Below are 22,227 nucleotides of genomic sequence, written 5' to 3'. Positions count from 1 at the left end.
GCTAGGCGAACTTTAGAAAGTCTATGGTTTGGGATTTGGTGCAGTTTCTCCTGCAAAGGAAGTACAATTGCCGCCGAGGCCAGAAATAATCGTGCAAGTATTAGTTTTCAGCATTCCCTGATAAGTATCAGCACCGGTGCCGGGGCCGCCCAACTCGTCGCTGTAAAGTTCCTTGTCCCAAATTTTGACATTTGCCTCCCTCGCCACAGTCTCCATCAACTTCGGATTAGTTGTAGTTTCGGCAAAAATAGTCGGCACTCCTGTACTCTTAATTTCTGAGGACAATTCGGCAATTCTTGCGGCCGTGGGCTGTTCCTCTGTCGTCACACCCTGTAAAGCTCCAGCCATCTCCAAACCGTAAGCATCGGCATAGTAACTCAGAGCATCGTGAGTTGTTACTAACTTGCGTTTTTGGGCTGGAATAGTCGCAATTTGAGCTTTGATCCAAGTATCTACTTTTTGCAACTCATCTGTTAAGGCGGCTGCATTTTTTGTATAAAGTTGAGCATTGGTGGGAGAAACTTCGATCAATTGGTCGCGAATTGTTTCTACCATACGGATGCCATTTTGAGGGTTATGCCAAACGTGAGGGTCAGGGACTTTTTCGCCTTCTGCATGGGCTTCATTTTCCGCTTTCTCTTCGCCGTGTTCGTGCTCGTGTTCGCCTATCAGCGGTTTGGGAACTGCGAGTTCGTGTACGGCGATTTTGGGTGCGGAATTACTGCTAGATTCAATTAACTTAATGATGCTGGGTTCGTGGTTGTAGCCGCCGTATAAAATCAGATTTGCGGTTTCAATCGCTTTGCGGTCTTCCGGCTTAGTTTGATAGGCGTGGGGGTCGTCTCCCGGCTTGATTAGACAGGTGGTGTCGATCGAACTTTGAGCGATTTCTCTAGTTAGGTTGCAGATAACGCCAGTCGTGGCGACGACTTTGGGCAAGTTGGCGGCCTGACTGGCTGGAGTTTGAGTTGCGGCGGGACTCTCTGACACCGGATTGGTTGCGTTCTGTCCTCCACTGCAGCCAACCAGCCCGCAGCCAATTGCCAAAACAGTGGCACCGCAAAATCTGCGGGTTTTTCCAGGCAAGTTCTTTAACATTTTCACCTTTGGAACGATAATCATTATTGCTTTTTCGAGTTATCCTATTGTAGTAGCTACGAACAAGAATCGTTCTCAAAATCTCTAATTATGCTAGAAGTGCAAGACTTGGCTGTCAATTATCGCGGAATTGCAGCCCTCAACAGCGTGAATTTCCAGTTAGATCCCGGACAATTAACGGGTGTGTTCGGCCCCAACGGCGCGGGGAAAAGCACGATGGTGAAAGCGATGCTGGGATTGATCCCGGCTTGTCGCGGTTTGGTGAAATATCAGGGGCGGTTGTTGAAGCAGCAGTTATCGCGGGTGGCTTATGTGCCCCAGCGATCGCAAATTGACTGGGATTATCCGATTACGGTGTGGAATGCGGTGATGATGGCGCGAACCGTTAAGACTGGCTGGTTTCGCAGCCCCTCGAAGCAGTCCCAAGAATTGGTCAAAGCCGCTTTGCTGCGGGTGGGAATGTGGGATTTGCGCGATCGACAAATTGGCGAACTGTCTGGCGGACAGCAACAGCGGATTTTTTTAGCAAGGTCGATCGCCCAACAAGCCGATTTATTTTTCTTCGACGAACCTTTTAACGCGATCGACAAAGCAACCGAAGAAATTATTTTCGATATTTTTGCCGAACTAAAAGCAGAAAATAAAACATTGCTAGTAATCAGTCACGATTTAGGCGAAACGTTAAAACAGTACGACAATTTATTATTGCTCAACAAGCAGTTAATTGCGAGCGGTTCCTGCCAGGAAGTGCTCACCGCAGCCAATATTCAAAAAGCCTATGGATACGATTTAAGTTTAGTGTCAGCGTAAGCCAAAAAAGATTTATCTTTAAAATTGATTGTGGCACAGGCGTCCCGCCTGTGCAATTGATTGTGGCACAGGCGTCCCGCCTGTGCAATTGATTGTGGCACAGGCGTCCCGCCTGTGAAGTAGATTGTGGGACAGGCGTCCCGCCTGTGAAGTGGATTGTGGGACAGGCGTCCCGCCTGTGAAGTGGATTGTGGCACGGGCGTCCCGCCTGTGCAATTGATTGTAGTTAAAAAAAACCTATTATTAACCTAATTCAATGTTAAACCTACTAATTGAGCCGCTACAATTCGAGTTCATGCGAAATGCGATCGCCGTCGGCATTTTGCTAGGAATTCTCTGCGCCGTTGTCGGTTCATACCTAATTGTACAGCAAATGGGAATGATGGTTGACATGATTGCCCATTCAGTATTAGCAGGATTGCCCGTAGCTTTTTCTTTAGGTTTCAATATTTCGATCGGTGCCTTTATATCGGGAATTATCAGCGCCGTGATTATGGCGTGGATTCAATCCCAATCGCGCCTAAAAATTGATGCAGTCATGGCATTAATTTTATCGACATTTTTAGCAATTAGCGTCACCTTAATTAGCCTGTTGCGGACAACAAAATTAGACCTAGATGGGTTTTTGTTTGGGAATATATTGTCAGTTGCACCTGCTGACGTGCAGCAGACTTTTGTGATAACTTTGATTATTTTGGCGATCGTTAAAATCTTTTACAAAGAACTGCTATTCTATACTTTTGACCCCCTGGGGGCGCAAGCCTGCGGTTTGCCTGTAAACTGGATTTATTTGGGGATGATTTCGGCGATTACGCTGACGATTGTTGCGAGTTTGCAAACCGTGGGAGCGCTGTTAGTAATTTCGCTGTTAATCGGGCCGGGAATGACGGCGTATTTGTTGGTAAAAGAGCTACATTTAATGATGGGATTAGGAGCTATTATTGGGATTACAGCTAGCGTGACTGGTATGTATCTCAGCTATTATTGGAATATGCCGTCTGGTGCGGCAATTGTATTAGTTGTTTTTGGGTTATTTTTAGTAGCTTTGCTGTTCAGTCCCAGTCAAGGGATTTTGACAAGAAAGAGAGGATAACACTCCAGGACGCACTTCGACGCTTAGAAACCGGGTTTTTTACTCGATGCGGTATGCAACGAAGTAGACGCTCGAAAAAGCCGGTTTCTCGGCATCCGTGGGTAAATCCTAAAGTTTTCAATTGTTTATGTTTTGGTCAAACCGGCACCTATGCGAACTTAGCGCCCCCCGAAGCCTTTGCCACGCATAAACTTTGACCAAACCAGCAATTCGCCTCCACAGCCGCCAGCCGCGAGAAACTGGCCTTCGGGATGCCATGCGAGACAGGAAAAACCGCCCTCTGCACCTTTGAGAATTTGCAGCAATTGTTCTGCTTCATACCACAAACAAACTTGACCATCTGCGGCTGCAGAAGCTAATAAAAATGTGGTAGGTTGAAAGGCGATCGCATTTACAACTTTTTCATGCACTTCTAACGCCCAACCTTCCCAACCGACTCTTTCATCAGCGTCTCTTTCCCAGACAGAAATGCCTTGAGAACTCGAAGCAGCTAACAAAGGTGCACCCAAAGAATTAGTTTTACCCGACCAAGCTAACTGCCGAACTTTCCCCGGAAAACCCTGCATTATCCACGGTTGAGAACTGCCCCATTCATTAACAATTAGGGTGTTGTCAATATTACCGCAAGCTAAATATTTCCCTGACGTATCCCAAGAAATTGCACCTGTTGCAGACGGTACTGACAAGACGTGCGGGTCTTCGTCCCAGTCTTCGCCGTCCCAAACTTTGACACCTTGATAGCCGCTAACTGCCAGATATTTAACAACAGGATGCCATGCTAAATCGAGGATAGATGATGAGTCGAAATTCAGCGTTACTTCAACAACATCATCATCAGCATTCCAAACTTGAACGCAGCGGCCCATACTAAAAGCTAACTGATTGCAGTTCGGACTCCAAACTAACTTGTCCACCCAGACGCGCTGGTTGTCCAAATTAGCAATTAATTCCCCAGAATTAACGCGCCAAATTTGCACCCGTCCGTCTTGTCCGCCAGCAGCTAGGAATTGACTGTCGCGTGAAAAAGACAAGCAATCGGCTGATTTACCCGTAGCAGTTTGTAGCGGTTGCAAGGACAATTCATTCATTGTCCCTACAGTCCCTAACATCACTTCGCCCGCAGCGGAACAGACTGCTAAAGTTTTGCCATCCGGCGACCAAGTAACAGCAGTTACGTAGTCAGACAGCATTTTTTTAGCGTGAAATTGCAGGGTTAGTTCACTTTTATTTGTCTTTTTGTTACCCATATTTATTGAATCTGACATATTGTACTATTCTTAAGAACGGGCAAGATGCCCGTTCCACAAGAGATGAATTCTCTTCTTGTGGAACAGGCATCTTGCCTGTTCCCTTCCACAAAAGATGAATTTTCATCTTGTGGAACAGGCATCTTGCCTGTTCCCTTCCACAAAAGATGAATTTTCATCTTGTGGAACAGGCATCTTGCCTGTTCCCTTCCACAAAAAGATGAATTCTCTTCTTGTGGAACAGGCATCTTGCCTGTTCCCTTCCACAAAAGATGAATTTTCTTCTTGTGGAACAGGCCGGAAAGCCTGTTCCCTTCCACAAGAGATGAATTCTCTTCTTGTGGAACAGGCATCTTGCCTGTTGCTAAAAGGCTTATTGAAAATGCTTCAATATGTCAGTTAAACCAGACATTTACGAAAATCCTCTCGCAATTGATTTTCGTTTAAATTCCGACCGATAAATACAAGCTCATTTTTAGGAGTTTCTGTATCTTTCCAAGGTCTATCCGGTCGGCCATCGAACACCATGTGTACTCCTTGAAAAACAAATCGCTTGTTGTCTCCGGCGACATTCAAAATGCCTTTTGTCCGAAAGATATTCGGGCCTTGAGTTCGCAACAATTCCTCAATCCAATCGCTAAATTTGTTGCCATCAATGGCGCCGGATTCTACTATTGCTACCGAGGTAACAGTTTCGTCGTGTTCGTGAGTGTCTTCGCCCAAAAAGTCGGGTTCTATTTCTAATGCCCGGTTTAAATCAAATGCTTTGACGCCCAACAAAGCATCCATTTGTAATTCAGCGTTGTGAGTACGGTAAATTTTTGCCATTGCATTCATGGCGCGAATTCGCTTTTCTAATTCTGCCAATTCTTCCTCAGTCACTAAATCTGTTTTGTTGAGCAAAACTACATCGGCGAATGCAATTTGCTCTTGAGCTTCGTCTGCGTCCCAGTGCTGCCAGATGTGCTTGGCATCGACTACGGTGACAACTGCATCTAGCAGTAATGTGTCCCGCATATCTTCGTCTACAAAAAATGTCTGAATGACGGGTGCGGGGTCGGCTAAACCTGTGGTTTCGATGACTATGTGGTCGAATTTGTCTCGCCGCTTCATCAAGTTGCCGATAATCCGAATTAAATCGCCTCGCACTGTACAGCAAATGCAGCCGTTGTTCATCTCGAAAATTTCTTCGTCGGCATCAATTATCAGTTGGTTGTCGATGCCTACTTCGCCGAACTCGTTGACGATGACTGCAACTTTTTTGCCGTGTTCCTCTGTTAAAATTCGGTTCAGTAGCGTAGTTTTGCCTGCACCCAGATAGCCTGTGAGAACGGTAACAGGAACTGATTCGATCGCCCCAGCACTCACCATACTTGACCTCGATTAGTGTACAATGATAACCATTATCGTTATTTTACACCAAACTTGCTGGTAGTAGCAAGTTTATTAAAAAATGTTAAGAGTTTTTAACTACAGGAATACGCAGTCTTTGGTTCAGGGCTTACCCATAGGGCTAGAAACCGGGTTTCTACGAGTTTTGGAAGAACGAGAAATATAGGAAGAAACCCGGTTTCTGAGGTCAGCGTGTGTGGCTAATGACTGATGACAATTAATTGTTAATCATAGCTGCAATTCGATCGCGCTCTAACTCTCGACCGATCAGCACTAATTTGGTTTGACGGATCTCGGAAGATTGCCAAGGGCGATCGTAAAAATATTCTATCCGAGAGCCCACACCTTGCAACACCATCCTCATCGGTTTCTTGGGAACCGCCACAAACCCTTTAATCCGATAGATTTCCTCCTGCTGCATCAAGGATTGCAGTTTTTTCACCAAAGCTTCAGGTTCAAATTCGCGATCGGCAATAAAGTAAGTCGAGTTAATATCATCATCGTGCTCGTGTTCCTCCTCAGTGTCGTGGTGACTTGGGCGAGACTCCAAATCATCCTCAACCGCCGCATTAAATCCCATTAACACATCCGGGTTAATTTCGCCACCTTTGCAGGGCACAATTTTCACACTCGGACGTAACTCTTGCTGCAACCAGCTTTGGACTTTCTTGTGAGTTTCCACATCTACGCGATCGACCTTCGTTAAAAGTACCATATCGGCACAGGCTAACTGGTCTTCAAACAATTCCTCGATCGGAGTTTCGTGATCTAAACTATCATCAGCCTGCCGCTGTGCCATCAAAGCATCGATATCACCGACAAAAGAACCGCTAGCAATAGCTTCGCAATCGACAACAGCAACCACACCGTCTACAGTAGCACCCGTGCGAATTTCCGGCCAGCGAAAAGCTTGAATCAAAGGTTTAGGAAGTGCGAGGCCCGAAGTCTCAATTAAGATACAATCTATTTGCTCTCTACGCTTCAACAATTCCTGCATAGTGGGCAAGAATTCCTCTTGAACAGTGCAGCAAAGACAACCATTTGTTAGTTCAACAATATTGCTGCTGACATTTTCTTCTTCGTCGCAAACTTGGCAATCGCGCAGCAGTTCTCCGTCAATTCCGATTTCGCCAAATTCGTTAACCAGAACAGCAATGCGGCGACCTTGATTATTTTGCAATAAGTGGCGAATTAAGGTAGTTTTACCGCTACCAAGAAAACCAGTGATGACAGTAACAGGAATTTTGTGCATTGATAATTTAGTTGTTGTACTGTGATTGAATATCTTTCAATTTTGGGTCAGTCAATTGCTGACAGGAAACTCGTTAAACCGACATTCCGGCAGGGGTTTAAACCCCTGCCTCAAAGCGAAAGTCCTCTCAAGAGGACTAATGAGTTTAAATTTTTTATTCTCAGTCCTCTTTAGAGGACTTTCGCTATTAGCCAGGGACTTAAGTCCCTGGCGGATTGGTGGTCTTAGTTATCGCCGATGGGCCGAGCATGGTAAGGAGAAAAACTCTAATTTGGTAGTGGTGGAATCTTTGCTAAAACACCTTTTTTCAGAGCTTGAGGACGCTCAGACCAAGGCAACAAACCGTCTGGTTTAGCATAGTATTGACCCGCGCATTCGAGTACCGCCTCGACGCTTTCCGACTCATTTGCTGGTAAATCGCCAAACAGATAAGTGTACTTTCCAACAGCAGCAAAAGACACCGCACAAGAGTGACTACAAGCACTCATGCACTCAACCTCTTGAATCTCAAACTTATCAGAAAACTCCCAATCTTTAGCGAGTTGCGACAAATTTTCCATAAATTGTTGACCGCCGCTTTTACCTTCGCGCTTGCCGTTTTTCCAAACACTAGCGCAAGCAGTGCAAACAAATAGACTGTGCTTTGTGCGTACAGCCGTGTTAATTCCATCCATCATCCGTACCTCGCAGATGCGTTCAAAAGTGAGTTATATATCGGCGGGCATTCTGACTTGAGAAACCCCAAGGGTTTCATTACAGTTGCGGGACAGCGCCGGACTTGCACCGAACTTTCCCCGTTTCCTCTAACGGCTGCTCCCCGCTAGAACCGATCGCGAAATCACATCATACCGCACTTACCGCCAATCGATTTTAGATTTTAGATTTTAGATTTTAGATTTTAGATTTTAGATGGGAGAAAGCGAGCCCAGGGATAAATCTGGGGGCTGGTTTAGTAGTTTGTAGGATGCGCCACAAGCACCCTACAGATTACAAATTATGCAGTTTCGTGCTGCCGCCATGCGGGATGCCACAGCAATTCAGCAGTCGATCGCTTCTCGACCATTTCAGGAGTAATCATACAGTTAGCCACATCCTTGCGAGAAGGCAACTCGTACATCACATCCAGCATTAACTCTTCTAAAATGCTGCGGAGAGCTCTCGCGCCAGTTTTACGACGATAGGCCTCTTGGGCGATCGCCCGCAGCGCTTCCGGCTGGAATTCCAATTCCACACTGTCCATCTTCAACAGCTTTTGATACTGCTTCACCAGCGCATTCCGGGGCTCGGTCAATATCTGCATCAAAGCTGCTTCATCCAGCGGCGAAATCACCGTCACCACCGGTATCCGCCCGACAAACTCAGGAATCAAACCAAACTTGACTAAATCGTCCGGCTGTACCTGCTGCAAAATATCAGCGGCCCGCTTATCCTTCGCCGGCAAAGTTGAGTTGGTGTCGCTTTCTGTTGGCTGAATAAAGCCCAAGGATTTTTTACCCAAACGCTGTTCAACTATTTTTTCCAAACCGACAAAAGCACCGCCACAAATAAATAGAATTTTGCTAGTGTCAACTTGAATAAAATCTTGGTAAGGATGTTTGCGGCCGCCTTGCGGGGGCACGTTAACCACTGTTCCTTCCAACATTTTTAGCAGCGCTTGCTGCACTCCTTCTCCCGATACATCTCTAGTGATCGAAGTGTTTTCGCTTTTGCGAGCAATCTTGTCAATTTCATCAATATAAATAATGCCCCGCTGCGCCGCTTCCACATCAAAATCGGACATTTGCAACAGCCGCAGCAAGATATTTTCTACATCGTCGCCGACATATCCAGCTTCTGTCAGTGTCGTCGCATCAGCTACGGCAAACGGAACTTCGAGCATTTGCGCCAAACTTTGCGCTAACAAAGTTTTGCCACAACCTGTGGGTCCTACTAGCAGGATGTTGGATTTTTGCAATTCTACATCGCTGTCAGGGGAAGACTTGTCGCTATCTTTTACTTGGTCAACGCTCAAGCGCTTGTAGTGGTTATAAACTGCTACAGAAAGGACTTTTTTTGCTGAGTGCTGGCCGATGACGTGGTTGTCTAAATGCTGCTTAATCTCTGTTGGTTTCGGAATTTGACCTAAAACAATTTTCGATTTATTCGATCGACCTGGGCGCCTGGTTCCTTGTCCCTGAGACTCTCGCACCTCTGATTGGGGAATCTGTTGGCCAATTGTTTTACTGGAGTCAAAGAACTCCTCCTCTAAAATTTCATTGCACAGTTCCACGCATTCATCGCAAATGTAGACGCCGGGCCCAGCTATTAACTTGCGGACGTACTCTTGCGACTTGCCGCAAAAGGAGCATCTGAGATGGGAGTCATATTTTGACATATTTGCCTCTTACTTTACGGTTGCGGTTGCTTGTTTCGACTGGGGAAGTTGCCGCGGGAGTTACCTTAGCTGTGCCCTAGAGGGGTTTCCCGATCGGACACCCAAGCCAGTCAGTCGATTTTAGATTTTAGATTTTAGATTTTAGATTTACTCCACAGATGAATTTTGGAGCTGAACTAGGGTCTAAAATTTGGGGCTCTGCACGACTTAAGTCGGGGGCTTGTCTCGGTTTTTTGGCGCAGTCAAGCTTCGCGATCTCTGTTTCTAAGTTAACACTTTTGAGGCTTTAGTGATTAGTCATGAGTCATGGGAGCCAATTTTAATTTTTCATTTTCACTTGAAAATAAAGCCGCACGGGCTTACCATTTTTTGTATTCCAAAAATTTTCCCGACATAATTATTTTCACTCGATCGCCTTTTGGGTCTGCTTCTTTCTCGACATCCAAAGTAAAGTCGATCGCGCTCATAATCCCGTCACCAAATTTTTCGTGAATCACTGCTTTGAGTGGCATCCCGTAAACCTGCATAATTTCATAGAAACGATAAATCAGCGGGTCAACCGGAACCGAGGATTCCAAAGAACCTTTTAACGGAGGTTCACAGAGAACCGCAGCCGTCTCGCTATCTAGTCCCAAAGCCGATACAATTTTCTCGGCTTCATCTGCTGATGCGGTAGCTTGACGGTAAAGAACCGCCGCAATCCAAACTTCGTCGCGCCCCAAAACTTTTTCCAAATCTGCAAAACTAATTCCCTTAGCTTTTTTAGCAGCCAAAAGCTTTTCTGTAATTCCTGAAATTGCCATTAAATATTCTCCCCTTCACTTCAGTGCCAGATGTGCAATATGTCTCACATTTTGGGGATTTTGTCAATACCAAATTGATAAAAAAAATCAAATTGATAGCTCGGAACTTCAGCAAAAGCTGGTCTCGTCTACCCCCACAACTCATACAATTTGAGATTTGAGATTGGAAATGTTAGATTGGCAATGACTGATGACTACCAGGGTTGAGAGCTAGTCAACAGTTGCATTATTTTTGCCAACTCGTATCACAACCGCTAAATCCTAAAATAACTCCTAACTGCCCAGGGGCAATCGTACAGTTGGCAGTATATGTAACAAAAGTTACACACGCCAAGGCCTTCGGCATTCGGCAAACGGGTGAATTTTGATCGTGCTAGCCTGAAGCTCAATCCTCGCTCACGCAGCCAAAGCCCCTTTACCACTCAAAATCGGCAACTGACAAAAGTATTGTAAAACTTCATTGAGTTTATAAGCAATTATAAACAATAATGGTATTCTATTGTTGTGAGTGTTGAACAAGGAATACGCATCGCCCAAAAAACGCAACTCTCAAATGCAACTAACACAGAGGCACATCATTAAATCAACGTCACACCGTTTCGCCCAAATAGACGAACTAGCTTTCAAGTCCAAAAACCTCTACAATGCCGCCAATTACGTCATTCGTCAGAGCTTTATTTATGGATGGGGTTATGTCAATTACAACGAAATGAACCGATTGATGAAGTCTCACGAAGCATATAAGGCTTTGCCTGCTAAAGTAAGTCAGCAAATCTTAATGGTGCTAGACAAGAATTGGAAATCGTTTTTTGAAGCCATTAAAGCTTACAAAGCTGACTCTTCAAGATTCACGGGTAGCCCAAAATTGCCAAAGTACAAAGATAAGACTAAAGGGCGAAACCTTCTCGTCTACACGATTCAAGCAATTAGCAGCAAACAGTTGAAGAAAGGAATCATTAAACTTTCCGGCACTGAACTTTCAATTAAAACCCAACTCAATCCCAACCAGATTTGTCAAGTTAGACTGGTTCCGAAATGTGATTCCTATGTAATTGAGGTGATTTATGATGAAGCGGAGTCCACCCTTGGCAATGCCAACTCTGTAGCTAGTATTGATTTAGGACTGGATAATTTAGTGGCGTTAACTTCAAATCAGCCGGGATTTATCCCTTTGTTGATTAACGGGCGACCATTAAAATCGATTAACCAGTTCTACAACAAACGCTGTTCACGATTACAATCCCAGTTGAAAGGGAATCGCAAAACTTCACCCCGGATTCAGCGCTTAACTCGCTGTCGCAATCAGAAAGTTGACAATTACTTACATCATGCCAGCCGCCTAATTATTGACATTTTAACGGCCAAGCAGATTGGGACGCTAGTAATTGGCAAGAATGCACAGTGGAAAACTGGAATTTATCTAGGGAAGCAAACCAACCAAAACTTTGTCAGTCTCCCTCACGCTCGACTAATTGAGATGTTGGAATACAAAGCTTGGTTGGCGGGAATTAAGGTAATCGTGCAGGAGGAATCCTACACGTCGCGGTCAAGTTTTTTGGACTTAGACCCAATCCCTGTTTACGGAAAAACTGATAAAGAGCCTGTGTTCACTGGTAAGCGGCTCAAGCGAGGTTTGTACAAAACATCGACTGGTCAGTTAATTAATTCTGATATCAACGCTTCGTACAACATCCTCAGAAAAGCAATCCCAAATGCCTTCAGCGATGGGATAGGGAGCTGCGTAGTTCAGCCGAGGCGGGTTAATCCGCTCAAAGTAAAAGTGAAGGGGGAGGGACTTGAAGCCTCCCATGCCTATAAATGACTATACTTTTACCAGCTATGGAGATTCAGACCAAAGATTACACGATCCAGTACGATCGCACTACGCAAACAGTCACCTGTAGCGGGTCGTTCCGACTCAGCCAGGTGGAAGAATACGCACCGATCGTCGATCTGCTCAACGAAGTGGCTGACTCCTGCCCAAACACGGTGACTCTAGACTTGCGAAAGCTAGAATTTTTAAATAGTTCTGGAATTAATATTCTCTCAAAATTTGTGATCAAAGTGCGCCAGCAAAAAAATATTCAAATCGCCATCAAAGGTTCTAAACAGATCCCCTGGCAGATAAAATCCCTGAAAAACTTGCAGCGGCTGATGCCTTCCTTGCACTTAGAATTGGAATAATAGCGAAAAAGGTAGACAGTAATCCCCGGCTAAGTCCGCGAACCAGGATCGGGGTGGCTGAAGTTAATCGGAATAAGTCATAGTTAAACTAGCACAAAACCATAAAAAACTTCAGAACCGACTAAAATTTACCAATTTTCAATTGCTATGCAGGAAGAACCATCGACAGAACAGCTACTTTTCGACGTTCAGCGGCTGAGTGCGGAACTTGAAAACTTGAAGCGCGAAAAGGTTGACCTAGAACTTTTGCTGGAGACAACCACCGAACATTCAGATACGATGGAAGCTCACTTGCTGAGCAAAGCTCAGTTGGCGCTGCGTTCCAGCGAAGAGCAGTTTCGGGCGATCGCCTCGGCAACTCCCGTGCCGATATTAGTTTCTCGCCTCTGTGACGGCTTGATTATGTATGCGAACGCTCAATTGGCTTCTCTCCTGAGCATACCTCTAGAAAAATTGATCGGCTGCAGCACTCCAGACTTTTACTTCAACCCCGCCGATCGCCCAAAGGTACTTGAGGCACTTGCTAAAGAGGGATACCTGCAAAACTACGAACTCCACTGTAAAAAATCAGACGGCACCGCTTTCTGGGCCATGATCTCGGTTCAGTCGCTGGTGTTTAACGGCCAGCCGACGGCATTGTGCGCCTTGTACGACCTCACCCAGCGCAAGGAAGCAGAACAAACCCTCCAAGAGAGCGAAAAGCGCCTCCGCCGCCAGAGTTTGGCTTTGTTGCAGCTAGGTAGGCAGAGGACTCTCAACAGCGGTGCGCTGAATGTGGGAATTCGCGAAATTACCGAGGCTGCAGCCCGGACTTTGGATGTCGAAAAAGTCAGCGTCTGGCTTTACAACCATGGAAGATTTGGAAATCGCTACCCCAGCGATCCCCAGCTAAATTTTACTGAGAGATTACTCGCCCACAACCAAACAGAGGCAATCGAGACAGATACCGCTGCCCCAGAGCAACACGAGGGAGTTAATCATTCTAAGTTTAAAATCCCCAACCTCAAATTAGTTTGTCTCGACGTGTACGATCGCACCCAGGAGAATCATTTGAGCCGGGAGTGCATATCGGCAAGCGATTTAAATTTATCAATTTTAGATGTTGAAGGCGACGCACCGCGCGAAAATTTGCGATCGGACAATGGTTTAGAACCTACGACAAAGACTCAAAACTCTCTACAAACAAATTTGTCCCACTCATCTTCCCTCGCCGAACATTCCGGTGTGCTGCCAAATGCCAGCAAGCCGAATTCATCCATATTAAATGTAGCAATTAGGCTCGGTGGCCAGATCGTGGGCATTCTCTCTCTCGAACATATCGGCGCGCCCCGCCAGTGGGCTCTGGAGGAGCGCACCTTCGCTGATTCTTTGGCAAATTTGGTAGCACTGGCGATCGAAGGATTTGAGCGCCAGCGGGCTCAGGAAGCCCTTTCCAAAGCCAAAGCACAGCTAGAAATGACCGTCGATCAGCGCACCGCTCAACTCACCACCGCCAATAAACTGCTCCGCATCGAAATTGCCGAGCGCAAAAGAGCCGAAATAGCCTTGCAAGAAGCCTTACACAAAGCTGAAGCAGCTTCGAGAGCTAAAAGCACTTTTTTAGCCAATATGAGCCACGAGCTGCGGACACCGCTCAACGCGATTATCGGTTACAGCGAAATGCTACAAGAAGAAGCACGGGAATCGGGACTCGAAGAGATCGTTCCCGACACCCAAAAAATTTATAACGCCGGCAAACACTTGCTGACTTTAATTAACGATATTCTAGACCTTTCTAAGATAGAAGCCGGTCGGATGGAGCTTTATTTAGAAAAATTTGACCTCAGTAATTTAATAGAAGAAGTCGTTGCAACTTTGCACCCTTTGGTCGAAAAAAATCACAATCAATTGCAAGTTTCTTGCTCGGACAATTTGGGAGTGATGTATGCTGATTTGACCAAAGTCAGGCAAATTTTGTTCAATTTGCTCTCGAATGCCCTGAAGTTTACCGAAGGTGGAACGGTGCTGTTGAGCGCGACTCGCGAACCCGCAGGCGACAGCGATTGGGTTTATTTACAGGTATCTGATACGGGGATTGGAATGTCGGCCGAACAGCAGCAGGGTTTGTTTCAACCTTTTATTCAAGGGGACGCTTCGACTACTCGCAAGTACGGCGGCACCGGTTTAGGATTGGCCATTAGTCGCTTGTTTTGCCAGATGATGGGCGGCGATATTACTGTTGAGAGTGAGTTGGATGTTGGCTCTACTTTTACGGTGCATTTAAATGCAAAAGTTGATATTAGTTAGAAACAAGTTGGGCAACTAGCAATGTAGGGGATTTAAGGGACTTAACGGGTGGGAATTTTTCCCGAAATTGTGTACCGGATTTAACGGATTTAACGGATGGCAAAAGATGGAATAATTTCCCCATTACCAATTTTCCAATTACCAATTACCCATTACCAATTACCCATTCCCTTTTTAATTGTGACACCGATCGCGATCGACCTCTGTTGTCGATCACACAGTAGCATTTTTTTTCAGCCTAGAATACCTATATTATTCCAAGATTGTCCTGCAGGCACGATCGGGGGCCTCGCTGCATTCACAAGTCCCACCTCAACCTAATTAAGGCGGTGGGGGGTTGCTTCCAGAAAGGCAATTTGGTAAAAGTAATGCTATGGTCGCGAAGCAGTAGAAGGCAAAATTTAACAGGAAATCAGGAAGTTTCAAAAGTCTCTGGACGCAGAAACACAATTCTGCTTTTTGCCTTCATACTGCTTCTACGGGCGAGATAGCATTGCTGCTGAAAGCAATGCACAATTTCTCAGAATCAAAGGAGTGCATCTACATGATTAAACCTTGCAGTCAACCGCTAAAAATAAACCCTTTTACTTGTTATCGCGATCCGGCTACAGGCAGGTGGACTACTGTAGTTACAAGTGTTCCAAACACTGGCGAAACAGACTCTAGTTTAAAAGCAGAAGCCGAAGGCGAAAACGAAGGTAAAACAGAAACGATCCTTTCTGCTTCGCCTGCTGTCTCGGTGTCGAAAAAAGTCCTTTCTTTCTCCCTGCCTCCGTTTAAACACCGTGCCAAAAAATCTGCTGTTAGTGTCAGCAGGTAGCTATAGCAGGGGTCTAATCTAGTTTCCACGGTTAGTCCCCAACGCTCGCCCAACTAAACAAAACAAACTTATCCATAGCCTAAACGACCAAAAAGCGATATACTGGCAGCAAACTTTCTCCTTCAATATTCGTGAAGTATTTGCTCGATCGCTGCCTCCACTTTGTATGGACAGACCGACCAATTCGCCAGCGGGGAGCAATCATCGTTGCTATCCCCATTATTTTTCTGTTTGCTTCCCTGCTAGCAATTGCAGCCCTCCGCGATAGTACCCTACAGATAAGAAAGCGAGCAGATACTAATAAGGCAATACTTCAGGAAACTAACCGCTTGTTAAGCCTCGTGGTGGATGCGGAAACGGGCATTCGGGGTTACGGGTTGACAAAGCGCCGCGAATTTCTATCACCCTACTTAGAAGCCAAGACGAGTTTGCCTCCGCTGCTGGCTAAACTCAAGGTTATGGTTCGAGGAAATCCACGGCAAGCTCAGCGATTTGAAGATATAAAAAAAAGTACCGAACAGCATATAAATTTCTTGCAAAACACTTTGAATAAGCTCGATAGTTCGGCAACAAGCGTGCAGTCGCCGGAAATAATTGAGGTGTTCACTCAAGGCAAAGTGAGGAGGGATAACCTGCGCGCCAAAATTAATGTGTTTGCTAATGCCGGCGAAGCCTACCAGAAAGCTGTAGATCGGAAAATACAGGAGTTGATAGATTTCATTAATTTCGTGCAATTTGCTGGTTTGCTTTTCGGCTGTTTGGGGGCAGGGGTTTCCTGGTATTTATTTGATAGTTTAGAGAAGGAATTGAGCAAGCGGGAAGCTGGCTTGGAAGAAAGTAAAAGTCGCATTCAAGCTGTGGTAGACAATGCGGCTGACGGTATTATTACTTTGGACGCACAGGGAAATATTGAGTCTTTTAATAGGGCAGCAGAAAAGATTTTTGGCGAGAAAGCCGATCGAATAATTGGCTCTAACTTGCGGCAACTGATAGCTCAACCCCAGCCTTACAGCACCGTGGGGGATTATTCGATCGAATATTTTGTGTTACATCCAGATACTACGCTGAAGACTTACCAACAAGAAACAGTTGGTATTCGCAGCGACGGCACGAAGTTTCCGATGGAGTTGGCAGTCAGCGAAATGCGTCTGGCAAATCAACACTTGTTTATTGCGATTTGCCGCGATGCCAGAGGACGCAAACAAGCCGAGGAAACTCTGCGAAAGCAAGCGCAAATGCTGGATTTGGCCAACGATACGATCGCGGTACTAGACTTGAATGGAGCGATTTCTTATTGGAATTTAGGGGCCAAGTGGCTCTACGGGTGGCGGAAGTCGCAAGCAGTAGGAAAAAATATTCACAAGCTTTTACAAACAGAATGGGTTCAACCTTTTGAGGCAATTCAAAAAGTATTTTTCGAGAAGGGTTCTTGGCAAGGAGAACTGGTGCGAACTAAGAAAGACGGGACAAAAATAACGGTGGCCAGCCGGTGGACTTTGCAGCGCGACGAGCAAGATCGACCGATCGCTATTTTGGAAATCAGCAACGATATTAGCGATCGCAAACGCTCAGAAATTGCTTTGGCCCAAAGCGCCCAGCGGTTTCGCGCTACTTTTGAGCAGGCGGCAGTCGGCATGGCCCAAGCGACTGTGGAAGGCAAATTTCTGTTAGTCAATCAAAAACTTTGCGATATTTTGGGCTACAGCAGGCAAGAATTGCTGGAGAAAAGATTTCAGGAGATTACTTGGCCTGGAGATTTGGCAAGTGAACAGGAACTTGTGCGCCAATTGTTAGCAGGAGAAATTGAAAATTTCTCTTTGGAAAAGCGCTACATCCGCAAAGACGGAGAGTTGGTGTGGGCAAACTTGACGGTTTCGCTGCTGCGAGAAGAAAATGGCACTCAATTTTTGATGAGTGTGGTTGAAGATATTAGGGATCGCAAACAAGCGCAGGAATCGCTGCGGTTGCGCGCTCAAGAATTGAGGTTAACAGCCCAAAATCTGGCTCAAACGACGAATGTTTTAAGAAAGCGGAATCAAGAATTAGACCAGTTTGCTTATGTAGTTTCTCACGATTTGAAAGCGCCACTCAGGGCGATAGCAAATCTCAGCAGTTGGATAGAAGAAGACCTCAGCGAGTCGATGACAGAGGATACTCTGCACCAAATGAACCTGCTGCGCGGCAGAGTTCACCGCATGGAAGCTTTGATTGAGGGACTGCTGCAATATTCCCGCGTCGGACGGATTCAAGTGCCTTCAGAAATGGTAAAAGTTGAGAATTTATTAGCCGAAATTATTGATTCGTTGGCGCCGCCGTCTGGATTTGAGGTGAAAGTTGAACCGAAAATGCCAACTTTTGTGGCAGAAAGATTGCTGTTGCAGCAGGTTTTTTCTAATTTAATTAGCAACGCAATTAAGCACAACCGATCTGAATCGGGTCACGTAAACATATCCGTTAAAGAGTTAGATGATTTTTACGAGTTTTCTGTAGAGGATGACGGGCCGGGAATTGATCCTCAATATCACGATAAAGTTTTTGTGATTTTTCAGACCTTGGAAGCTCGTGATAAAGTTGAAAATACTGGGATTGGTTTGTCGCTGGTGAAAAAAATTGTCGAAGGTCAAGGGGGCACTATTTCCCTAGAATCTGCCGAAGGTGAGGGAGCAACTTTTCGGTTTACTTGGCCGAAGCAACCTATTAGCCAAGACGGAAAATAAAACAACTTTAAAGGTAGGATGTTTAGGAATGAGAATTAAATAACTTCCACTCTTGAAAGTGGGATGGGCTTCCCGCCCGTCCTTTTTGGACGGGCGGGACGCCCATCCCACAATAATAATTAAAATTACAGCGGATTCCAGGTTTATAAAGTACACCCCAGAAACCGGGTTTCTTCTGGATTTCTCGCCAGAAACCGGTTTTATTCAAGAAACCCGGTTTCTCTGTACTTCACTTACCTGGAAAGTGCTGTATAAGTTATTTAATTAGCGATCGTTAGGGATTACCGCAATGCAAAGAGTAAATGTAGGGTGCACCCGGACTACAGAGAACCCGATAGCGAGTGTTTAAGCTGGATCACAACGGATTTCGATGATAAATCCATCAGGATCGTAAAAGTAAATGCCGCGTCCTGTAGCGCGAGTGACGGGGCCGCTGTCGATCGCAATTTGATTTGACTTTAGCACTTCCAGAGCGCGATCGAACAAATCCGGCTCAATATCGAAGGCTAAGTGGTTGGCGCGGGTAAAAGCTTTCTCCGGGTCTGGGTTTGGCGGTTCCAAGTCGGGCTGCCAAAATAAGTCAATAACAGTACCGTCTGGGGTAACGAAATTAGCGACTTTACCAGCGGCTACCATTTCTGTTAAAGTTGCGGGAATTTCTGCACCTGTTAGTTCGTGCAGACCGAGAATTGTACCATAGAAGTGGCGGGAAGCTTTCATGTCGCGCACGTTTAAAGCAATATGGTGAACGCGGCGCAAATTCCCCGGCGCGAGGGCAATTTTGACGTTGTTTTCGGTAGTTTGCATGATTGTCATCAATTGCGAATGTTCAAATTGAAAGGAGTTTGATTTATTCAGATGGTCTGCTGTAAAATAAGCATTTTAAGTTGGTAGTCAGGACTTAATCGGGGCCTCGAAACCGGGTTTTTTACCTTTGGTGCGGTCTACAACGTGTCTTTTCGTAAAAAAACCCGGTTTCTCAACAATTGTGAGTAAGTCCTAGTATTGTTATTTTTCTTTAGGAAATGATGCCATGCCTACAAATAGCATGGCCAGACCACCTGCCAGAATTGCGAAGGCAAGTACACCTACAACTAAATCTAATCCCGATGTATTTTCCATTAAATTAAACAGTTCTCCAATTAAATACAATCATCGGTATTTGTTCATGGTTTAGTGCTTGCACACAAGGGGGAAAAGCAGAAGGAAAAAAATAGCTTTCAACTTATTGGAAAAAAAGCCTATTAATTTCTTCCCTCTTCCCTAAACATCCATCCGTTAAATCAGTTAAATCCTGTACACTGCTTAGTTGCCGAACTTCTTATTTCGCCAATTCTCGATCGATGGCAGCGATCAGTTCGGGCGAATCGGGGCCAACACTACTGCGGAATCTGGCAACCACTTCACCCTGTTTGCTAACTAAGAATTTCTCAAAATTCCAGGAAACCTCACCCTTGGGCTCGACTGCACTCGTAAGCTTAGCGTACAGCGGGTGCTGCTGAGTGCCTTTAGCGCGTACTTTGTCAAATAATTCAAAGGTGACGCCGTATTTTGTAGTGCAGAAATTGACGATTTCTGGATTACTTCCGGGTTCTTGACCTCCGAAGTCGTTGCAGGGAAATCCTAAAACACGGAGTCCAGCCGCGCTGTACTTCTGGCTTAATTCTTCGAGTCCTTTGTATTGAGGTGTATAGCCACATTTGGAAGCTACATTAACTATCAAGAGTACCTGGCCAGCGTACTCTCCTAGCTGCTTGTCTTCGCCTGCGATCGTTTTTACTTTAATGTCGGAGATTGTGCTGGGCATTTTCAAATACTTTTAAATTTGACCACCACAATTTTACCGCAAGTCGCTACAATTTTGTCTAGAGGTCGATCGCTAAAAATTTCCATATCCCGGTCGGGGCGGGTTGACGGATATCGGGCTTATATTATAGATATTGGTAAACCCGCCACTACCAAAATTACGGTTAATTTACCGAACATGATCTTAGTAGATGGCGGTGAACTTTCTCCCCAGCACGAATCGCCACAGTCCGTTCTTAGATTTAAGTTTCTCGCTAATAGCTAAAATCTAGACCGAAAAGGACGAATATTTTAACTCTCTGAGTGGTGTTCCGTCATCCATTTTTGGTAAGTATCCTCAAGTTGCTTGTCTTCGAGAACGAGTTCTAGGCGGACTTTGACGCAACCGTGACGGGGTTGAGAGGCGATCGAATTTAAGATTTTGCTAGCTTTCTGCACAGAGGTAAATTCAGCCTTAACTGTCGGTTCTTGGCGATCGCTCTTAATCTCCGTCAAATCTATACCGGTGATGCTTCCCTCGCCTAAATCTATTTCGGCCAACACCTTCGGATCGTCGCCGACTTGTTCGACAATCAGCTTTTCCCACTGGATAGGTACTTGTACCATCCGAGTTTCAATTTCTTTACGCACTATGACTTCGCCGACTTTGCGCTTGCTGCGATTGATCACCAATCGTTCTTCTAGCAGGCGAATTACTTCTCGATCGACAATATCCAAGTTTTCCTCATCCCGATCGGTCTCCCAATTTGCATCAGTGCGATCGGCATCTGTTAGATTTGACATAACTGTTGAGGGATTTGTTAATTCACGGTTGCTAAATTCATTATCCGGTTCCGAGGGATTTTCTAAATACGGATGCTCGCCATTTGCCGAAACTACGGGCAGCAGATCGACTTGAGCCGAATTAATAGTTACAAACAGCGCTTTTTGGTGATAATCCACTTTCTTGAGCAGCTTAACACTTAATAAAAAAATGCGGGGATTTTCGCTGCCTAGCCCGGTCACGACAAAGTTTAACTGACCGTTAGCATCAAAATAGACATCTTTAACTTTGCCGACCAAATGACCTTGGTTGTCTTTGACGGTAAAACTTTTTAGCTTAGTTCTGACTTTTTCAGGTACCCGGTTGAGACGGGTTATTGATTTGGCAGTTGCTATTTTTTCTGCTGATGCTTGACCGTTCATTTTTTAAACTTTCCTGCTTAGGGATTTTTATTATGAATTGGTAAGGGGAAATTGGTAAAGGCGGGGAAAGTGCATAAACGTTGCCAAAACTAGACAAGTTTTGTACCCCCCCCGCCAATCACATAGGAATTGCGCGATCGCCACCAATTCAATCAAACCTGCGCGGTGACAGAATTATGTCATTAAGGCACAATTCCTATGCAATACCTGTTGCGGTTGGTTTAGATGTTTTTATTATCTACAACCGCAGTGCCATCGGTCTTAACCTCTAATTCTTCACGACGCAAGGTTTCTTCGCCCTCAACCGTGGTGCGAACAACTTCTTTTCTGACGTTGACTTCTTCGCGCACGAAAGCTTCCTTGTGAATGTCGGCAGTTTCTTCGTAGACTTCCATGCGTGCAACTTCCCCTGATTGGAAGTCAGCCTCACCGACTGAAACTACTCGACCCGCTTCTACCGGGGTTACTCGATCGATTACAACTCGTTCTTTTTCAATGGGTACTGAAGCTCGCGCTGTTTCAGTTTCCACGCGCTTGCCAACTGCTACTTCGCCTGTTTTTGCGCGGTGTTTGTTAGCAATCAAGCGTTCTTCATAAAGCTTGAGATTTTGGTGCTGCTGTTCGTTGGTTTCGTAGAGGGGGCGATCCATATCGTAGCTGTAGCTGCTGCGATCGTAGCTAGCAGGAGTTGCAGTGCGGGCAGTGGCAGTTTCTTGATTGCGGTAGACGCCTCTTACCTGTTCTTCGCGATCGTAATCTAATGGTTCTAATTCATTGTAAGCCGGCAATTGTTCTGCTTGAGATTTGCTACGAAGGCCTGTTGCGTAGACCCGATGGGCTCCGTAGTCAAAGCGAGCCGAGCCGATTGGCAACAATACTTTTTTGCCAAAAATCCAAATACCGGTATCAATTACCAGATAGCGGAAACGACCACTGTCATCAACCAAAGCGTCATAAACCGTGCCTACTTTTTCATCCGAGTCGCCAGCATAAACATCAAATCCCTTGATGTCGTCTCCAGCAAATATTTCTTCCTGATAATTAGGATAAAAGTCTGCTAATTTTTGAAGTGCCATGTGTTTTTTCCTCTTTGCTCTACTTAATTTAATAGTAGAAATTAATTCGCTAACTTCCCTCTCCCTAAAGTCAGAAGTGTATCA

The 22,227-nt window shown here is 45.4% G+C and carries 20 protein-coding genes and 1 riboswitch; of the genes, 8 read left to right on the top strand and 12 right to left on the bottom strand.

Translation table 11 applies throughout. The features are described 5' to 3' along the window. Positions 1 to 21: 21 nt before the first annotated feature. Positions 22 to 1,122 (bottom strand): metal ABC transporter solute-binding protein, Zn/Mn family, encoded by a 1,101-nt coding sequence (locus tag QUB39_RS16185; protein ID WP_333055967.1) that lies wholly within the window; start codon positions 1,120 to 1,122, stop codon positions 22 to 24. A 66-nt stretch (positions 1,123 to 1,188) separates the two neighbouring features. Here QUB39_RS16185 and QUB39_RS16180 point away from each other — a divergent pair, with 66 nt between their 5' ends. Both QUB39_RS16180 and QUB39_RS16175 read left to right on the top strand, forming a co-directional pair. After that, entirely contained in the window at positions 1,189 to 1,908 is a 720-nt protein-coding gene (locus QUB39_RS16180; RefSeq protein WP_333055968.1) for a metal ABC transporter ATP-binding protein, read from the top strand. 256 nt (positions 1,909 to 2,164) lie between these two features. Further along, a complete protein-coding gene (locus tag QUB39_RS16175; RefSeq protein WP_333055969.1) occupies positions 2,165 to 3,001 on the top strand; it encodes a metal ABC transporter permease in 837 nt (278 codons plus the stop codon). Positions 3,002 to 3,159: 158 nt separating this feature from the next. Here the strand turns inward: QUB39_RS16175 and QUB39_RS16170 are convergent, their stop codons facing one another. From QUB39_RS16170 to cynS, 7 genes are all read right to left on the bottom strand, one after another. Continuing rightward, positions 3,160 to 4,266, bottom strand: a complete 1,107-nt coding sequence (locus QUB39_RS16170) for a WD40 domain-containing protein (protein WP_333212179.1) — start codon at positions 4,264 to 4,266, stop codon at positions 3,160 to 3,162. Then, positions 4,251 to 4,601 (bottom strand): hypothetical protein, encoded by a 351-nt coding sequence (locus QUB39_RS16165; protein ID WP_333278844.1) that lies wholly within the window; start codon positions 4,599 to 4,601, stop codon positions 4,251 to 4,253. The genes QUB39_RS16170 and QUB39_RS16165 overlap by 16 nt, the downstream gene beginning before the upstream one ends. A gap of 46 nt (positions 4,602 to 4,647) precedes the next feature. Further along, complete coding sequence (locus QUB39_RS16160) at positions 4,648 to 5,619, bottom strand: GTP-binding protein (RefSeq protein WP_333212175.1); 972 nt, start codon at positions 5,617 to 5,619, stop codon at positions 4,648 to 4,650. 238 nt (positions 5,620 to 5,857) lie between these two features. Further along, positions 5,858 to 6,892: a cobalamin biosynthesis protein CobW gene (cobW, locus tag QUB39_RS16155; protein ID WP_333055973.1), complete on the bottom strand. Its 1,035-nt coding sequence runs from the start codon at positions 6,890 to 6,892 to the stop codon at positions 5,858 to 5,860. A 266-nt stretch (positions 6,893 to 7,158) separates the two neighbouring features. Next, on the bottom strand, positions 7,159 to 7,569 hold the full coding sequence (locus tag QUB39_RS16150; protein WP_332960812.1) for a DUF1636 domain-containing protein: 411 nt from the start codon (positions 7,567 to 7,569) through the stop codon (positions 7,159 to 7,161). A gap of 22 nt (positions 7,570 to 7,591) precedes the next feature. After that, a riboswitch (cobalamin riboswitch) is annotated at positions 7,592 to 7,738 on the bottom strand. Positions 7,739 to 7,886: 148 nt separating this feature from the next. Beyond that, positions 7,887 to 9,266 (bottom strand): ATP-dependent protease ATP-binding subunit ClpX, encoded by a 1,380-nt coding sequence (gene clpX, locus QUB39_RS16145; RefSeq protein ID WP_333055974.1) that lies wholly within the window; start codon positions 9,264 to 9,266, stop codon positions 7,887 to 7,889. Positions 9,267 to 9,625: 359 nt separating this feature from the next. After that, positions 9,626 to 10,069 (bottom strand): cyanase, encoded by a 444-nt coding sequence (gene cynS, locus QUB39_RS16140; protein ID WP_333055975.1) that lies wholly within the window; start codon positions 10,067 to 10,069, stop codon positions 9,626 to 9,628. 553 nt (positions 10,070 to 10,622) lie between these two features. On the opposite strand from cynS, the gene QUB39_RS16135 reads away from it, so the two are divergent. The 5 genes from QUB39_RS16135 to QUB39_RS16115 all read left to right on the top strand — a co-directional run bounded on the left by QUB39_RS16135 (position 10,623) and on the right by QUB39_RS16115 (position 18,076). Then, positions 10,623 to 11,891: a transposase gene (locus QUB39_RS16135; protein WP_333212172.1), complete on the top strand. Its 1,269-nt coding sequence runs from the start codon at positions 10,623 to 10,625 to the stop codon at positions 11,889 to 11,891. 17 nt (positions 11,892 to 11,908) lie between these two features. Then, a complete protein-coding gene (locus QUB39_RS16130) occupies positions 11,909 to 12,253 on the top strand; it encodes a slr1659 superfamily regulator (RefSeq protein ID WP_333056031.1) in 345 nt (114 codons plus the stop codon). Positions 12,254 to 12,400: 147 nt separating this feature from the next. Then, positions 12,401 to 14,539, top strand: a complete 2,139-nt coding sequence (locus QUB39_RS16125; protein ID WP_333485101.1) for an ATP-binding protein — start codon at positions 12,401 to 12,403, stop codon at positions 14,537 to 14,539. Positions 14,540 to 15,083: 544 nt separating this feature from the next. Then, the gene (locus QUB39_RS16120; RefSeq protein WP_333212169.1) at positions 15,084 to 15,359 is read left to right on the top strand and encodes a hypothetical protein; all 276 of its coding nucleotides are present in this window, start codon (positions 15,084 to 15,086) and stop codon (positions 15,357 to 15,359) included. A gap of 131 nt (positions 15,360 to 15,490) precedes the next feature. After that, entirely contained in the window at positions 15,491 to 18,076 is a 2,586-nt protein-coding gene (locus QUB39_RS16115) for a PAS domain S-box protein (RefSeq protein ID WP_333485100.1), read from the top strand. A gap of 345 nt (positions 18,077 to 18,421) precedes the next feature. Here the strand turns inward: QUB39_RS16115 and QUB39_RS16110 are convergent, their stop codons facing one another. After that, a complete protein-coding gene (locus QUB39_RS16110; protein WP_333212880.1) occupies positions 18,422 to 18,883 on the bottom strand; it encodes a VOC family protein in 462 nt (153 codons plus the stop codon). Between the two features lie 514 nt (positions 18,884 to 19,397). Next, positions 19,398 to 19,883: a glutathione peroxidase gene (locus QUB39_RS16105; protein WP_333161383.1), complete on the bottom strand. Its 486-nt coding sequence runs from the start codon at positions 19,881 to 19,883 to the stop codon at positions 19,398 to 19,400. Positions 19,884 to 19,901: 18 nt separating this feature from the next. On the opposite strand from QUB39_RS16105, the gene QUB39_RS16100 reads away from it, so the two are divergent. Further along, positions 19,902 to 20,147, top strand: coding sequence for a hypothetical protein (locus QUB39_RS16100; RefSeq protein WP_333262597.1), 246 nt, complete (start codon positions 19,902 to 19,904; stop codon positions 20,145 to 20,147). Positions 20,148 to 20,173: 26 nt separating this feature from the next. Here the strand turns inward: QUB39_RS16100 and QUB39_RS16095 are convergent, their stop codons facing one another. Both QUB39_RS16095 and QUB39_RS16090 read right to left on the bottom strand, forming a co-directional pair. Continuing rightward, positions 20,174 to 21,067, bottom strand: a complete 894-nt coding sequence (locus QUB39_RS16095) for a DUF2382 domain-containing protein (RefSeq protein ID WP_333055982.1) — start codon at positions 21,065 to 21,067, stop codon at positions 20,174 to 20,176. A gap of 221 nt (positions 21,068 to 21,288) precedes the next feature. Beyond that, the gene (locus tag QUB39_RS16090; RefSeq protein WP_333210577.1) at positions 21,289 to 22,143 is read right to left on the bottom strand and encodes a DUF2382 domain-containing protein; all 855 of its coding nucleotides are present in this window, start codon (positions 22,141 to 22,143) and stop codon (positions 21,289 to 21,291) included. Positions 22,144 to 22,227: the final 84 nt, after the last annotated feature.

This window comes from Microcoleus sp. AT8-B5 (assembly GCF_036705565.1).
GTDB lineage: Bacteria > Cyanobacteriota > Cyanobacteriia > Cyanobacteriales > Microcoleaceae > Microcoleus.
Note: the sequence above shows the minus strand (reverse complement) of the source record. Positions and strands in the feature narration are given on the sequence as shown.

Excerpts from the sequence above, each read along its gene's own strand:
- QUB39_RS16185 (WP_333055967.1), bottom strand. The coding sequence starts at position 1,122 with ATGATTATCGTTCCAAAGGTGAAAATGTTAAAGAACTTGCCTGGAAAA.
- QUB39_RS16180 (WP_333055968.1), top strand. The coding sequence starts at position 1,189 with ATGCTAGAAGTGCAAGACTTGGCTGTCAATTATCGCGGAATTGCAGCC.
- QUB39_RS16175 (WP_333055969.1), top strand. The coding sequence starts at position 2,165 with ATGTTAAACCTACTAATTGAGCCGCTACAATTCGAGTTCATGCGAAAT.
- QUB39_RS16170 (WP_333212179.1), bottom strand. The coding sequence starts at position 4,266 with ATGTCAGATTCAATAAATATGGGTAACAAAAAGACAAATAAAAGTGAA.
- QUB39_RS16165 (WP_333278844.1), bottom strand. The coding sequence starts at position 4,601 with ATGCCTGTTCCACAAGAAGAGAATTCATCTCTTGTGGAAGGGAACAGG.
- QUB39_RS16160 (WP_333212175.1), bottom strand. The coding sequence starts at position 5,619 with ATGGTGAGTGCTGGGGCGATCGAATCAGTTCCTGTTACCGTTCTCACA.
- cobW (WP_333055973.1), bottom strand. The coding sequence starts at position 6,892 with ATGCACAAAATTCCTGTTACTGTCATCACTGGTTTTCTTGGTAGCGGT.
- QUB39_RS16150 (WP_332960812.1), bottom strand. The coding sequence starts at position 7,569 with ATGATGGATGGAATTAACACGGCTGTACGCACAAAGCACAGTCTATTT.
- clpX (WP_333055974.1), bottom strand. The coding sequence starts at position 9,266 with ATGTCAAAATATGACTCCCATCTCAGATGCTCCTTTTGCGGCAAGTCG.
- cynS (WP_333055975.1), bottom strand. The coding sequence starts at position 10,069 with ATGGCAATTTCAGGAATTACAGAAAAGCTTTTGGCTGCTAAAAAAGCT.
- QUB39_RS16135 (WP_333212172.1), top strand. The coding sequence starts at position 10,623 with ATGCAACTAACACAGAGGCACATCATTAAATCAACGTCACACCGTTTC.
- QUB39_RS16130 (WP_333056031.1), top strand. The coding sequence starts at position 11,909 with ATGGAGATTCAGACCAAAGATTACACGATCCAGTACGATCGCACTACG.
- QUB39_RS16125 (WP_333485101.1), top strand. The coding sequence starts at position 12,401 with ATGCAGGAAGAACCATCGACAGAACAGCTACTTTTCGACGTTCAGCGG.
- QUB39_RS16120 (WP_333212169.1), top strand. The coding sequence starts at position 15,084 with ATGATTAAACCTTGCAGTCAACCGCTAAAAATAAACCCTTTTACTTGT.
- QUB39_RS16110 (WP_333212880.1), bottom strand. The coding sequence starts at position 18,883 with ATGCAAACTACCGAAAACAACGTCAAAATTGCCCTCGCGCCGGGGAAT.
- QUB39_RS16105 (WP_333161383.1), bottom strand. The coding sequence starts at position 19,883 with ATGCCCAGCACAATCTCCGACATTAAAGTAAAAACGATCGCAGGCGAA.
- QUB39_RS16095 (WP_333055982.1), bottom strand. The coding sequence starts at position 21,067 with ATGAACGGTCAAGCATCAGCAGAAAAAATAGCAACTGCCAAATCAATA.
- QUB39_RS16090 (WP_333210577.1), bottom strand. The coding sequence starts at position 22,143 with ATGGCACTTCAAAAATTAGCAGACTTTTATCCTAATTATCAGGAAGAA.